Source organism: Vreelandella lutescens (genome assembly GCF_014640815.1).
In the GTDB taxonomy this organism is placed as follows: domain Bacteria; phylum Pseudomonadota; class Gammaproteobacteria; order Pseudomonadales; family Halomonadaceae; genus Vreelandella; species Vreelandella lutescens.
In genome coordinates this window covers 67,082-82,325 of the sequence record NZ_BMHM01000006.1, presented here as the reverse complement: position 1 = coordinate 82,325, position 15,244 = coordinate 67,082, and the positions used below count along the sequence as shown (strand labels likewise).

Sequence of the window (15,244 nt, the reverse complement as noted above, 5' to 3'; positions counted from 1 at the left end):
GCGTTTATTTATCAAGCCGATATTAGAAACGGTAAGTGATACCGCCGCCAATCGTGACAGGCTCAATGTCGACTTCGCCAATGGTTGCGCCGCCAGAGTTAATATCTGCATTGACGTCGGCATAGCTAACATAGCCGTTCAGCATGATGTTGTTGGTGACTGCCAAATCAACGCCTGCCTGGCCAATCACACCGTAGCTCTCATCGATGCTCAGGCCTGTTGGTTCGCCAGAGAAGCGAGTGTAATTCAAGCCTAGGCCAACGTAAGGCTGCACTTTAGAATCCAGCCCGCCCATCGGGTAGTAGTTCACCAGCAGATTGACCGGCAAACGATCAACGCTGCCTGCGCTACCACCAGGAGTCGTATTTAAATCGTGCTCGAATTTTTCAGAGCTGTTGAGTTCAACGCCAAATTGGTCGCTGAACAGGTAACCCGCACCGAACGTAAAACCGCGTGCGCTTTGTACGTTGAGGTCTGCACCACCAACGTCGCCATTACCTGAGCCCGTATCCGTTTGGGCAACACCACCGCGAACAAAGACATCGCCTGCTTCATAGGCCATGACCGCTTGGCTAGCCATAACAGCGCTGGCGGAAACAATGGCGGCGGTGATCAATTTCATTTTGCTCATCAGGGTCATCCTCTTGCGTCTTGCTTGGGATTGGTGCTGGTCAACACCAGCTTACCTATACAATATATAGTATACGAACACTGTTTCCAAATTTCCTGTGAAATTTTATTATAAGTTTTGTTTTCCTGATAGCTTTTGTTAACCAGCTCTTCGAGGCTGCCTGCTGTCTGAATCAATCCACCGTCAGGTAACTAACAGGCATAAAAAAAGTCCCCCGAAGGGGACCCAGGTGGAGCACGCCAGCTCACTCGGTGTGTCGACGGGCAGCGCCGCGGCGACATAGCAAAGAAGGGAGAGCATTAGCTGTCGAATCCATCATGACGCGAATGACTCTATTCATTTGCTTCTTACCTTTTATATTGCGATCAGCGTGCCACAAATAATTTTTTAAATTAAAAACAATGCTTTAGAGGAAAACAACAATAAGAAAGCATTGAATTCACCGGTCATACCTCCAAAAGCGCACCAGCACTGAGCATTTTCACCTACATTGCCTCATAAAGAATCATTCAGCGGCCATAGCAAGGCGGAATTACTGGCACACTTGATTTCGGCCACCGCGCTTAGCACGATAAAGCGCCTCATCTGCCAACACTAATAGACGGTCATGGTCGTGTTCAGCGACATCGATGCTGCACACCATGCCCGCTGAGAGCGTACAGGCGAACTCCTGGTCTCCTTGGCTGAAGCGTAGCCGAGAAAAGTATTCTCGAATATCCTCTAGCCGCTTACGGCCATCGTCTGCGCTGCAGTGAGGCAAGACCACTAAAAACTCCTCGCCCCCATAGCGGCCAATCATATCCGTTTGCCGCAATCGCTGGCGCAACAGGGTCGCCACAGAGGCGATAACCACATCGCCCGTTGCATGACCGTAGGTATCGTTCACCGATTTGAAGTGATCAATATCTACCATGGCGACCACGACGGAGTAACGTTGACGGTAGCCACGGCTAATTTCGTTAATCGCAGCACTTTTGATGCTGGCGTGCTTTAACAGGCCCGTTAAGCTGTCTTTGTTGAGTAATGCCGACAGCGTGCGTGAGCGCGCCACTCGCACGCGTATCGAAGCCACTAACTGAGCGGCCAAAATGGGCTTGGTAAGGAAGTCGTCTGCGCCGTGACTTAAGGCATCTACCTGTTTGCCTAAATCCATCTCGGCAGATAAGAAGACAATGGGCAGGCTGCTCCACTCGTCGTACTGCCTAACCACTGAGGCCAAATCGGGGCCGTCGTAATCAGGCATATGCACGTCCATCAACAGCAATTCCGGCCTAAACGAACTCAGCTGGTCAATAATGTGGCGCGGATTATCCAGAATGCGTACTTCCATCCCTGCCGCTTCCAGCACCAGCTGATAGTAGGCAGCCAGCTGCTGATCGTCATCGACCACCAGAATGCGCGCAGGAGGAGATTGCCGCTCTTGGAGCAGCTGCTCAAGTCGATTCACCAGCTGTGGAATATTTAATGGCTTTAAAAAATAGCCATGAGCGTTCAATTGCGCGGCACGCATACGAGCATCAAAGGTGTCGCAGTCGCTGATAAACAGCAGAGGGCACGACAATGCTTGAAGAGGCGAAAGATGCCCCACACCAGCCATCGCATCCACAATTAAGATATCGGGCGACGTGTCTTCCATGTGCTGACACGCCTCCGGCACCGAATTGAAGAGGCGCACGTCATAGCTGAAGTTTGTTAACTGCTCGCGGATATGCCTGCCGAGGTTTGCGTCCTCTTCAATCAACCATATCGTTACGGTGGAGCCATCCATTTCCTGAGGCGTCTCAATCGTAGGCGCACTTTGCAAGCTAGGGATCAACTCTACCTGCATCGACTGCAGTTGACTGCTCACGACGTTAACCAGCTGCAGGTCTATCTCTTGGTCGCTCTCTTCCAGCCAGCGCTTTAGGCCCCCTTCCAAGATACGTGCTTGGCTACCAATTGCATCAAACCCAAAGGTGCCCGCTGACCCGGCTAGTTTATGCAATCGCCGATAAACATCCGTCAGCATCTCGCGAGACGCCTGCTGCTCGGCAACGGGACTGTCGCCTGCTGCCATGAGCTGTGCTCGCAGGGTCTGCTGCATGGCGTTGAGAACTTGGCACAAAGAGGCAAGTTCTTTCTGCAGATTTTGTTGATAGGTCTGTTTTAACAGCGACAGCTTGTGCTCTAACGAGTGTTGATCACGATTTACCACACGCCTGCTCCCAAAGAGTGCGAACTTGATTGGCCAGCGTCATGGGGTCAAACGGCTTGGCAATCACACTTTCAGCACCTAGTGCAATGAGTTGGTCCACCTCGTGGGGCTGCACTTTAGCGGTCATAAACGCGACGGGTATTTTCTCAAGACTAGGCAGTTGTCGCAGCGCCATTAAAGTGGATGGCCCATCCATACCGGGCATCATCACATCCAGAAGAATCATATCCGGTGCATAAGCCACTGCCTCTTCCAATGCCTGCTCCCCCGAGGAGCACACTTTGACATTAAAACCACCGACCACTTCCAGCGCAAGCGCTGCTACCGTTTGGATATCAGGGTCATCTTCGACATACAGAATACGCTCTAAACTGCTCATCCGTTTTCCACCGTCTGCGCCAGTTGGGTTCGTTGTTGAATAGCCACAAGCAGCTGCGCTGGGCTAATGCGCGATTTTAGAAAAACAGTCTCAACACGATGTTGATCTGCTTCACTGATTGATTGACCAGAAAGAATAATAATCCGAGCGCGTGGCTGTGCGTGACGAATCTGCTCTAACAGTTCCCACCCTTCTCCATCCGGCAGGCCAATATCAAGAATAATGGCGTCATAACGGCGGTAGGATAATAAGCGCCGCGCCATGGCAACACTCACTGCATGCTCACACTCTGCATGTTCACTGAGCATGGCGCGAATAACCGCGTGCAGGTCAGGATCGTCCTCAATATGCAGCAGCGTTAAGCGCTCTTGATGTGCCTGTATTTGCTCGCCAAGCAGCGCCAGCAGGTGCTGAGTTTGAATAGGTTTAGCCAACCATGCGATGTCTTCTAGATGGCCTTCCAGCGCCACCTTGCCACGCTCTACACTGCCTGTAACAACCAACACTGGCGTATGCTTGGAGGCGCGCTGCTCCCGGAGGGCATGGATCACGTCAAACCCACTCATATCCGGCAAACCAATATCTACCGTAATAGCGTCATAACGTTGGTTAGCCAGCTTCTTTAGCGCCATGGCGCCATTCAGCGCTGAATCCACTTCATACCCCGCCTGGGACAACGTTTCATACAGCACTCGTACTACCGAAGGATCATCTTCTATGACGAGCACTCGCCCACCTTCAGCACCTTGCTCCTGATGATCGCCCACGGTGTCTGATGGGTGTAAGGGTAGCGAGAACCAGAAACAGCTCCCCTCGCCTTCATGAGAGGTAAAGCCCATGGAGCCTTCCATGTGCTCGATAAGCTCTCGGGTAATCGCTAAGCCAAGCCCAGTCCCCCCTTTTGCCCGAGAATCAGAAGCATCTACCTGCGCAAATTTACTAAAAATATGTGCTTTGAAATGCTCAGGTATACCCGGGCCATCATCTTTTACGCTGACGGTAATCGATTGCGCCTGCTTCTCAACGGTAATATGTACCTCTCCACCCTCTGGTGAAAACTTCACCGCGTTAGAGAGTAAGTTCGCCATGACCTGCTGCAAGCGCTGCCCATCTACCCGCACCTGGCTGTCCGAGTAAGGGTTATCAAGATGTAAGCTCACACGGCGTTCATGGCGGTAATGACGGTTCTCCTCAATGGCACTTTCCAGCAAGCGCTGTAACGGCTGCCACTGCATATCAAAGGCCAGTTTACCGGCGGCAATTTTCTCGATATCCAACAAGTCATTGATGAGGTGCGTCAGCCGCTGGCTATTTTTATGGGCAATATTCACCATTCGCATCACTGTATCGGGAACGCTGCCTAGCGCTCCCGCGGATACCATACCTAATGCCCCGGAGATAGACGTCAAGGGCGTTCGTAGCTCGTGGCTAACGGTGGCAATGAACTCATTTTTCATTTGCTCTATCCGCTTCGACTCAGAGATATCCTCAGCAATGCCTAAATAGCCAGTAATATTCCATTGCTGATCCCTAATGGCCGTCACCACCAATTTAATCGGGATACGTTCACCTGAGCGGGTAATATAGAACCACTCTTTTGCATCGCGCTTATCCATCACGGCGCGATGAGTAAACACTTCAAAAGGCGTTAGCGTATAGCCAACACTTTGGTTCAGTTGAATCAGCCGTTGCTCTACTTCATCCGCATCATGGAACAGCATGGGGGTATGTAACCCAACAATCTCACTGGCCTGATAGCCGAGAATATTTTCAGCTCCCTTGTTGAAGAGCTTAATCACCCCTTGGGTATCGGTGGCAATGATCGCAAAGTCGGAAGCGGCATCCATCACTGAACTTAACAGGTCATTGCTACTGGCGAGCGCTTTGGTGCGCTGCTCCACTTCTCTCTCTAAGTTACCCTGAGTGTGATGAAGACGCTTAAACGAATCGCTTAGCTCAATACTCATCGCCCCCAGCAAGTCGGATAGCTGTTGAAATTCGACAATGCGGCTACTGGGCAGCGTCGGCGTTTTGCCGTTAGCAATACTGTCACTCAGTGTGCGGCCTTTTCTCCCCAACCGAAGCAGCGGCTGGGTGATCATGCGGCTTAATAGCTCTGCGATCAAAATACCAAAGCCCAACACCGCCGCTAACATCGCAAATAGCACCGTACGGTAGGATTCCATGGCGCGCACCGTGGGGAGCGCCGGCGTCTCCAGCACCACTTGGTCTACGCCTGCCACGTTTTGCGCTGGCATTCGTAACGTATACTGCCCTTGCCCAAAGCGCACAGCGGGGTTGTCCAAACCGCCTGGGAGCCACATCATTGTGCGCTCATTAACCTCTATCAACTCGTCGCCGGGTGAGAGGGTTAATGAGTTAAGGCTACCGACTTGACCAAGCAGGTTACCCTCCGCATCTAAGAGGCCAATACTGACATTATTGCCTCCGCGTACGCGCCCAATGTGGTAGGTATAGCGCTGGTCGGCATCTGGCTCGGATAGCCGGCCAATCAGCTCGCTACCCAGGGATGACAGCGTTTGATCCACAAAGCGCTCTTGGCCCTGACGCATGGCGTGGCCTTCATAAAGAATCAGCGGGATGCCCGTCATGAGTGTAACCGACAGCAGAGCACAAAAAAGGAGGTGTTTCAGGGTTAAAAGAGCGCCCGCCTTGGGCAGCCATGCACGCTTAGACAGGCCACAGACAATAATAATGGCACTCGCGATCACCGCATTCAAAACACCGTTGATGGCTTGCTTTAGGTATACCAGCAGCGTTAACTCCTGGCTCCAATCTAACCAATAGGGAAAAAGGAGAAAGTCAATCGGTGCAGCAATTGCCACCCAATAAAGCGAGCTGGCAACAATTAGATTTTTAACTTTATGATGATAAAGCCACGAGACAACGATGGCTTCTAAAACAAACACAATAACGGTGACCGGGTTTTCCCAAAAGACATAGGTATAAAGCCCAGACGCTAACCCTACCAACACCGCAGGCCAAGTGCCCAACCAGGCGATGGCCAACATGACGGCTACCGAGCCAAAGACAAAATAGACGTTAAAAAGCACCGAGAGCTGCAGCATATTTCCTGCAACACCTGCGATCAACAGGAGGGCAAGCAGCAACCCACCGTACATGCGAGCTCCGCCAGGCAGCGTGGTTCGGTCAAGGCGCAACACGATAGGCTCCCTCTACATAGGGGAATACAACATAAAACGTACTGCCTTCACCTTCGACAGAGTTAAACCCAATGGTACCGCCCATTTGTTCTGAAATGGCTTTGCTAATAGAAAGTCCCAACCCCGTTCCTCCCTTAACGCGTCGATCACTGGCATCCGCTTGCGAAAATTTCTGAAAAATTCTCGCCCTAAACTCTTCCGGAATACCGCAGCCCATATCCTTTACATTAATGCGTACACTCTTATCACATTCATCGCAAAAAATAACGACTTCACTATTCAATGAAGAAAATTTAGCTGCATTCGAAAGTAGGTTGGCCATGACCTGCTGAAACCGAAGAGCATCAACGTTAATAAAACGTTCAGCAGAGAGCGGGGTTAAGCGAAGTTTGACACCATACTGCTCAGCGTAAGGCTGATTTTCCTGAAGCGCCGCATTGAGCAACAGGCCTAGCTCTCTAGGGCGGCAAATAAAATTTAATTGTCCTGCCAACAGTTTTTCAATATCCAGAAGATCATTGATCAGTAAAACCAGTCGATCGCTGTTTTTCAGTGCCATCGATAGCATCTGGCGGGTTTGCCCAGACAGCTCACCTGTGGCCCCCCCCAGCACTAGCTTTAGACCTCCGGTAACCGCCGTAAGCGGCGTGCGAAGCTCATGGCTCACCGTAGAAACGAACTCATTTTTGAGCGCATCCACCTGCTGCCGCTCCAGGGCAGCACCAATCCAACGGCTCAATAGCTTTAAAAAGAGGGTGTCAGTTTCAGCAAAAGGCTGAGGTCGAGGCATCGCTGAAGAGAAGCTCACTGTCCCAAATAGCTGCCCACCCAGTTGGATAGCGCAACCGATATAGGCTTCCAGACCAAAGGTGTCGTAACACGGGTGGTGTCTCACATCGGAATTGCCCGCATTATGCACCGCCAGCATTCCGTTGTGCTTGAGCGTCATATCACAGTAGGTATTGGCTAACGGCAGGCACTGACCGGCGCTAATCGTGACATCCGAAGGTGCAGTGACAGACACCACCTCAAAAATACCTTTATTGATGCGGCTAATAATCCCAATTTGTAGCTGCAGAAAGCGGCATCCCAAGGCGAGAGACGCCTGCAGCTGTTGATCCAAATTTAAGTGGCTCGACGTGCTAATGTCGTTTAACGAAGCCAGTGCCTCTACCAATAAACGCTGGCGATTTTCATTCTCTGCTAAACGACGTTGGGCTTCATTCACCCTTGCAAGCTCGCTCTCAAGCCCACTACGTTTAATTTCATCCTCTGCACAGGCGCCTAAATCCTTTAATGCTTGGCGTTGATGCTGAGTTAAACGTCTCGGCTTTGAGTCGATAATGCATAACGTACCCACGCGAAAGCCGTCGGCGGTCGTGAGCGGCACTCCTGCATAAAAACGAATGCCACGACGTGCCGTCACTAACACATTAGCTTCAAATCGGGAGTCTTGGCTGGCATCTTCAATTTCAAAAATACCCTCGCCCTGAATGGCATGGGCACAAAACGATTCTTGGCGACAGGTTTGCGTCAACGAAAATCCTTGGCGCGACTTGAACCACTGGCGCTCCTCGTCGACTAACGAAACAAGCGCAATATCGACGTCAAAAAGACGCGTGGCAAGTCGAGTGATCCGGTCAAAGCGCTCCTCAGGTGGCGTATCCAAAATAGCTAAGCTGCGTAACGCCATCAGGCGCGCTTGCTCACTCTCCACCATGGCAAAAACCTCAAGGTATGTAATAGCCAATATCATCCATCGGGCGTAGCGCCGCTAAGCTCGTTTAGTTAATGTCAATGTATGCATTAATTCAGCCGCTGTCGTTAGCTGTATCGATATTTCACATTTGCAGCAGCGAGTAGCGCTAGACACTCTCTCATTACGGTGGAAAACCCCATGTCCCCATCTCGCGTTTACTACATCACCGGCGGTGCCCAAGGCATTGGTCTTGGCATTGCCCAGGCCTTGCTCGCCGACGGCCACCGTGTCGCCATGACCGATATTGATGAGGAAGCCCTTAGCGCCGCCGCTGAAAGACTGCCCCACCCAGACCATCTATTAACACTCCCATCAGACGTCAGTGACGAGACGCAAGTGGCCAATAGCCTGGCAAAAACAGTCGATCACTTTGGCCGCCTAGATGGCATCGTGCATAACGCGGGCATTGCCGACCCCTTTCATGGCTCGGTAGAGCAGCTGTCATTGGAAACATGGCAGGCCTACTTAAACACTAATCTCACTGGTACCTTTTTGTGCGCCAAACATGGGGCACCTTATTTACGCCCTCACGGCGGCAGCATCGTGCTGATGGCGTCTTCCCGCGCGCTTCAATCGGAGCCAGATACCGAGGCCTATGCCGCCAGCAAAGGTGGCATTGTGGCACTCACTCATGCACTGGCGGTGAGTCTTGGCCCTGATATCCGCGTCAATGCCATTAGCCCAGGCTGGATTGAAGTCGGCGACTGGCAAAAACCCAACCGCCAGCAGCCGGTGGAGCACCGTGATATCGACCGCGAACAGCACCCGGTCGGTCGCGTGGGCACTCCCGAAGACATTGCCGCGCTCACCCGCTTTCTGCTCTCTAAAGAATCTGGCTTTATTACCGGTCAGAACTTTGTCGCCGACGGCGGAATGACGCGCAAAATGATCTATGCCGAGTAGCGGCACCGCCCACCAAAAAAAACCATTAAAAAAGGCCATCCGTAGATGGCCTTTGCATGACTCGAAAGGCGAGCCTAAGGCGTGACGATAATCTTCACCTGTGCCTTATCGCTCAGCAGGGCTTCAAAGCCCTCCTCTACAATATCCGCCAGCGGAATGCGTTGAGTGACCATATCCTCGGCGCGGAAGTAGCCCCGCTGCATCAGCGCCATCACCGCCGGATACACATGGCGATAGGCAATAATGCCTTTCATGGTGCGCTCTTTGATTACCAAGTCGTTGGGGTGAAAACTGGCTTCTCCCTCCCAAATACTCACCACCACTACTTCGCCCCCTTCGTGGGTGCTGTGCAGCGCTTGATTGAGCACGGCGGGAATGCCCGTCACTTCAAATGCCACGTCCACCCCGCCACCGCTCAAGGCGTGTAGCTTTTCCACTGCGTCTTCTTGCTGTGGGTCGACAACGATGGCTCCTAGCGCTTCGGCTTTGGCCTTACGAGAAGGCGCAACTTCCACCGCATAAATCTGTGCAGCACCGGCGGCTTTGAGCGCTTCGATGGTCATTAAGCCAATCGGCCCAGCACCAAATACCACGGCACTGTCCCCGGCTTTTAGGCAGCTCTGGCGCACCGCATGCAGGGCTACCGCCGCAGGCTCGACCAGCGCCCCCTGTTCAAAGCTGAGGTCATCCGGCAGTTTGTGCACCATGTGCTCACCCATCACGGTGAACTCAGAGAATCCGCCGCCACCGCCGGAGAGGCCGTGAAAGCCGAGCAGCGGCGTCAGGTTGTAGCGCTCCATCTGATAAGCGCCATCCTTATTAGGTGACAGAATCGGCTCAATGGCCACACGGTCGCCTACCTTCACCCGCGTCACTTTCTCGCCGACCTCTACCACCTCGCCCGCAAACTCATGGCCCATAATAATCGGTGCCTGTTCGCCGCTAATGGGGTGCGGTTTGCCTACCGGAATAAAAATCGGCCCGGCGGCATACTCGTGTAAATCGCTGCCGCAAATACCGCAGGCGGCGACTTTCACCTTTACCTCATGGGGGTCGTTGATGGTAGGTACCGGCACGTGTTCAACGCGCAGATCTTTGGCGGCATACCATACCGCGGCCTGCATCTGTTGCTGATTCGTTGACTGACTCATGGGTTTCCCTTCCTGTGTTTATGCCACGTGGTGAACCGGCTGCAGCCCATAGACAGGCGTTGGTAGCCCTTCCATGCGCGCCTTCAACTGCAGCGCCAAATAGTGCGAGTAGTGCCGAGACTGGTGCAGGTTGCCGCCATGGAACCACAGCGCTTCCTGCTGGGTAGGCTTCCACATATTGCGCAGCTCGCCCTCCCAAGGGCCGGGGTCTTTGGTGGTGTCAGAGCCTAAGCCCCAGCATTTACCCACTTTATCGGCCACTTCCTGGGAGATAAGCCGCGCCGCCCAGCCGTTCATCGAGCCATAGCCGGTGGCGTACACAATGAGGTCTGCCGGTAGCTCGCTACCATCGGTCAAGGTAATGGAGTGGGGATTAATACGCTCAATACCGACACCGCTACGCAGCTTGATATCGCCATTGGCGACCAGATCGCAGGCCCCCACATCGATGTAGTAACCCGAGCCACGGCGCAGGTACTTCAAAAACAGGCCAGACTCATCGTCACCGAAATCGAGCATAAATCCCGCGTCTTCGAGCTTTTGGTAAAACTCGGCATCGCGCTGTTTAATCGCCTCAAACGCCGGACGTTGGAAGTCAGGCAGCACCTTGTAAGGAATGGAAGCAAAGATCAGATCGGCTTTTTCGTGGGTCAGCCCGCCTGCCACCGCCTCTTCCGAATAAAGCGGCCCCAGCACTTCTTCCATCAATGAATCCGATTTAACGATATGGGTCGAGGAGCGCTGGAGCATGGTGACATCGGCATCGTGCTCCCAGAGCGCGGCAGCAATATCGTGAGCCGAGTTATTCGAACCAATAATCACGCATTTTTTGCCCGCGTAAGCATCCGGCCCTGGGTGCTGGCTGGAGTGCTGCTGCTCGCCCTGGAAGCTCTCCGCGCCTGCAAACTTGGGTACGTTAGGCATACCGGACATCCCCGTAGCCATCACCAGCTGTTTCGGGCGTAGTGTGATCTCTTCGCCGTTGCGCTTCACGTTCACGACCCACTCGCCTGCGGCTTCATCGAAGCGTGCATTGTCGCAGGTCGTGGAACTCCAATAATTGAGCTCCATCACCTTTGTGTACATTTCCAGCCAGTCGCCCACTTTGTCTTTCGGGGCAAACACCGGCCAGTTCTCCGGGAAGGGAATATAAGGCAGGTGGTCGTACCATACCGGGTCGTGCAGGCAGAGGGATTTATAGCGCTTGCGCCAGGAATCACCCGCGCGTTCGTTGCGCTCGATGATGATGGTGGGCACGCCCATCTGCTTTAGCCGCGCCCCCAGGCCAATACCGCCTTGGCCACCGCCTATCACCACACAGTAAGGCTGCTTTGTGTAACCAAGCTCGGCTTCCTCGCGTTCACGGGATTCCAGCCAAGTTTCACGCTGTTTGTTAGCACCGTGCTCGGCCCCTTTGGGGCGGTGTTGGTTACGGGGTTCAGGGAAGTCATCCAGCGCCTGCATGGTGGTCAGCAGCGTCCAGCACTTGCCGCTCTTCAAGCGCACATAGCCTTTTCCGCTGGCAATGGCTGTTTTAAACGTGAACCACGCCTCAACGGTATCACCGTTTTCGCTGGCCTCCCCGTCAAGCTGCCACTGGGTAGGCTGAGTATTGGCCAGCGTGGCATCGAGCATGGCCTGGATTTCCTCCTTGCCTTCGCAGGTTTTTAGATTCCAGGTAAACGCCAGAAAGTCGCGCCAGTAGCACTCGTCGTTGAATAGCGTCAGCACGCGCTGACTATCCCGTGCCTGCAGCGCTTCATCAAAATCATGAAGCCATGCGTTGACGGTGCTGGTAGCGCTGGATGGGGTACTTACCTCTGTGTGAGTCATCGCGGGTACTCCAAGGTCGTTGTTATTGTTGAACTGTCGATAAGACACTCAACCCTAAGCACCCGCCGTGCCAAATTCTCAAAACCGGTAATAAATGTCTGAAAAACATAAGCAATTAAGCATCTTCGTATCGCTATCAAACAGCGCAAACCGCGTACACCTGTCACGCCCTGTGTACGGCGAACGTTACAGGTGTAACGCACGACTAACGGCGTAATACAGCCTCGTTGACACCCACTACAAAGCGCATAGGCTGGAAGTACAACAATAATCGTGTGTGGATTCGCCATGCCAACGCCATCACTACCACCGACACGCTTGGCCTCCGTGCAGCGCCAGCATATCGAGCACATCTTCCAGCTCGGTGAAGGGCTGGATGCGCCGCAGCTTCCGGCGCAGGCCACCATCCGCCGCTCTTGGCTGCGCTGCCTCAACGAGTACCAACTCGACCCCACGCAGCCACGCCCTGCCCGGGTGGTTCCTCAACAAACCCTGATCGAGCACCGGGAATCCGTTGATGAGCTGCTGCACGTTGCCCGCGCCGGGGTCGATCAGCTCTACGGGCAAATCGCCCAGCTCGGCTACGTGCTGCTACTCACCGACCATCGCGGCATTACCGTCGAGTTTCGCGGCAACCCCAACCAAGACCAGCAGCTACGCAAAGCGGGCCTCTATTTAGGTGCCGACTGGGACGAGCGCTTCGCAGGCACCTGTGCCGTAGGTACCTGCCTGCACGACCGCCAAGCGATCATTTGCCACCGCCAGGAGCACTTCGACGCCACGCATATCTCACTCACCTGCACCGCCGCCCCCATCGCCGACCCGCAGGGCAACGTGATGGCCGTGCTGGATATCTCGGCGCTGCAATCACCCACTCAACATGAGAGCCAGAACTTCAGCCTCTCGCTGGTCACCCTCTACGCCCGCATGATTGAAGATGCCTACTTCCTGCAGCGCTACCGCGACTGCCTAATGGTGCGCTTAGATACCTCGCGAGAGTTTGTGCATGTGAACGGGCGGGGGCTTATCGCCATTGAAGAGAACGGCCAGGTGATTGCCGCCAATGCCGTCGGCCGCGAACTGATCAGTGCGCACCAACAGCGCTGGCCGCCGTGGTCTGCCCACCACGCGCCGATGCTCAGCGAGCTGTTTGAGTGCGAAATTGCCGATGTGCTGAGCATCAACAGCGCAACCAACGACCAGCTCAGGGCGTTTCGCGCCCGCGCCAGCAACGCCATCTACTTTATTAGCCTGCTGGAGCCGCGCAGGCCGCGCATCGCACCACTCGGTAAGCCCGCCTCTTCGCTGCCAACAGCGCTAGAACGGCTGGGGGCCGACGACCCCGCCATACGTAAAGTGCAGAAGCTGGCCGAACGGCTGTGTAACGAAGCCAGTGTGAACGTGCTGATCAGCGGCGAAACCGGCACCGGCAAAGAAGTGGTTGCCCGTGCGCTGCACGACAGCGGCAACCGTGCCAAAGGCCCCTTTATTGCGGTGAACTGTGCGGCGATTCCCGAAGCACTGATCGAAAGCGAGCTGTTCGGCTATGAACCCGGCGCGTTTACCGGCGGGCGGGCAAAAGGTATGCGTGGGCTGATCCCCCAGGCCCACGGCGGCACGCTGTTTTTAGATGAGATCGGCGATATGCCGCTGGCCCTGCAAACCCGTCTTCTGCGGGTACTGGCCGAGCGGGAAGTCATGCCGCTAGGGGCAAACAAACCCGAAAAAGTCGATATCCGGGTGATTACCGCCACCCACCGCCACATCGACACCATGATTGCACAAGGAGAGTTTCGTGAGGACCTCTACTACCGCTTAAACGGCGCCCAACTGCGCTTACCGCCGCTGCGCGAACGGGCCGATAAGCTCTATGTGATTCGCCAAGTGTTCAGCGATGTGGTGAGCGAGCGCGGCGCAAGCTCCGCCCCTCGGCTGCGGGCCGACGCCATCAGTGCGCTGCTCGCCTACGCCTGGCCCGGCAATATTCGTCAGTTGAAAAACGCCCTGGCGTTTGCACTCGCCACCGCCGAGAGTGATGAAATCACCGTGTACGACCTGCCTGAACAGTGCCTCAGCCAGCGCATTACTCGTACACCTGCGATAACCGCGACTGAAAGCGAGGCCGCCGATAGCCATCTCGTGACACGGCTGCAGCAACACCACTGGAACATTAGCGCCGTGGCCCGCGAGCTGGGGGTTTCACGACCAACGGTGTATCGGCAAATGCAGCGCCAGGGCATCGTGCCGCCGAATAAGGCCTGACAGCGGACGGCGCTTGGCCTGGGCGGCTAGCCTCACGTACACTTGTTTGAATCTGATACTCACCACGCTTCCAATAAGCCGAGGCCCACTATGGCGTTTGACTCCACTTCTTCGTATATCGCAACCAATGCGCTTAAACAGGCGGTGAATGCTGCCGTGGTGCTTGAGCGCCCGCTGCTCATCAAAGGCGAGCCGGGCACCGGCAAAACCTTATTAGCAGAAGAGCTGGCAGAATCCCTCGGCACCAAGCTGATCACTTGGCACATCAAATCCAGCACCAAAGCCGCCCAAGGGCTGTATGAGTACGATGCGGTGAGCCGCCTGCGGGACTCCCAATTGGGCGTAGAAGGTGTTGAGAACGTCGCTAACTACATTAAGCCCGGCAAACTGTGGGAAGCATTTACCGCCGATGAGCGGGTGGTACTGCTGATTGATGAGATCGACAAAGCAGATATCGAATTCCCCAACGACCTGCTCCAAGAGTTGGACCGTATGGAGTTCCACGTCTACGAAACCGGTGAAACCATCCGCGCCGAAAAGCGCCCGATCATCGTCATCACCTCCAACAACGAAAAAGAACTACCGGATGCTTTTCTGCGCCGCTGCTTTTTCCACTATATCGAATTCCCCGACCGCGAGACCATGCAGGCGATTGTGGATGTTCACTTCCCGAACATCGCCCCGAAACTGGTCAGCGAAGCATTGGAAGTTTTCTTTGACCTGCGCAGCGCTCCAGGGCTGAAGAAAAAGCCCTCAACCTCAGAGCTGGTCGACTGGCTCAAGCTGCTGATGGCCGATGAGCTGGCGCAAGAAGCGCTCTACCATCGCGACCCCGCCAAAGCACTGCCGCCCATGGCCGGTGCGCTGGTCAAAAACGAGCAGGACACCCACCTGCTTGAACGCCTGGCCTTTATGATGCGTCGCCAGAAGAACAGCGGGCGCTAAGC

At 54.4% G+C, this 15,244-nt stretch carries 10 protein-coding genes; 3 read left to right on the top strand and 7 right to left on the bottom strand.

Annotated elements, in window-relative coordinates; all coding sequences use genetic code 11:
• Nucleotides 1-22: 22 nt before the first annotated feature.
• The 5 genes from IEW65_RS14940 to IEW65_RS14920 form a co-directional block, all read right to left on the bottom strand.
• Nucleotides 23-631, bottom strand: coding sequence for an OmpW/AlkL family protein (locus IEW65_RS14940; protein ID WP_188640248.1), 609 nt, complete (start codon nucleotides 629-631; stop codon nucleotides 23-25).
• A 532-nt stretch (nucleotides 632-1,163) separates the two neighbouring features.
• Complete coding sequence (locus tag IEW65_RS14935; protein WP_188640247.1) at nucleotides 1,164-2,825, bottom strand: diguanylate cyclase; 1,662 nt, start codon at nucleotides 2,823-2,825, stop codon at nucleotides 1,164-1,166.
• Nucleotides 2,812-3,204: a response regulator gene (locus tag IEW65_RS14930; protein ID WP_188640246.1), complete on the bottom strand. Its 393-nt coding sequence runs from the start codon at nucleotides 3,202-3,204 to the stop codon at nucleotides 2,812-2,814. Before IEW65_RS14930 ends, IEW65_RS14935 begins: the two co-directional genes overlap by 14 nt.
• On the bottom strand, nucleotides 3,201-6,389 hold the full coding sequence (locus tag IEW65_RS14925) for a response regulator (RefSeq protein WP_188640245.1): 3,189 nt from the start codon (nucleotides 6,387-6,389) through the stop codon (nucleotides 3,201-3,203). Before IEW65_RS14925 ends, IEW65_RS14930 begins: the two co-directional genes overlap by 4 nt.
• Entirely contained in the window at nucleotides 6,376-8,139 is a 1,764-nt protein-coding gene (locus IEW65_RS14920; RefSeq protein ID WP_229755583.1) for a sensor histidine kinase, read from the bottom strand. Before IEW65_RS14920 ends, IEW65_RS14925 begins: the two co-directional genes overlap by 14 nt.
• 147 nt (nucleotides 8,140-8,286) lie before the next feature.
• On the opposite strand from IEW65_RS14920, the gene IEW65_RS14915 reads away from it, so the two are divergent.
• Complete coding sequence (locus IEW65_RS14915; protein ID WP_188640244.1) at nucleotides 8,287-9,051, top strand: SDR family oxidoreductase; 765 nt, start codon at nucleotides 8,287-8,289, stop codon at nucleotides 9,049-9,051.
• A 74-nt stretch (nucleotides 9,052-9,125) separates the two neighbouring features.
• Here IEW65_RS14915 and IEW65_RS14910 read toward each other — a convergent pair whose 3' ends face one another.
• Together IEW65_RS14910 and IEW65_RS14905 are read right to left on the bottom strand one after the other, a co-directional pair.
• The gene (locus IEW65_RS14910; protein WP_308421470.1) at nucleotides 9,126-10,202 is read right to left on the bottom strand and encodes a 2,3-butanediol dehydrogenase; all 1,077 of its coding nucleotides are present in this window, start codon (nucleotides 10,200-10,202) and stop codon (nucleotides 9,126-9,128) included.
• Nucleotides 10,203-10,220: 18 nt separating this feature from the next.
• Nucleotides 10,221-12,035, bottom strand: coding sequence for an NAD(P)/FAD-dependent oxidoreductase (locus tag IEW65_RS14905; protein WP_188640243.1), 1,815 nt, complete (start codon nucleotides 12,033-12,035; stop codon nucleotides 10,221-10,223).
• Nucleotides 12,036-12,323: 288 nt separating this feature from the next.
• Here IEW65_RS14905 and IEW65_RS14900 point away from each other — a divergent pair, with 288 nt between their 5' ends.
• A complete protein-coding gene (locus IEW65_RS14900) occupies nucleotides 12,324-14,297 on the top strand; it encodes a sigma-54-dependent Fis family transcriptional regulator (RefSeq protein WP_188640242.1) in 1,974 nt (657 codons plus the stop codon).
• Nucleotides 14,298-14,387: 90 nt separating this feature from the next.
• On the top strand, nucleotides 14,388-15,242 hold the full coding sequence (locus IEW65_RS14895; RefSeq protein WP_044630414.1) for an AAA family ATPase: 855 nt from the start codon (nucleotides 14,388-14,390) through the stop codon (nucleotides 15,240-15,242).
• Nucleotides 15,243-15,244 lie beyond the last annotated feature (2 nt).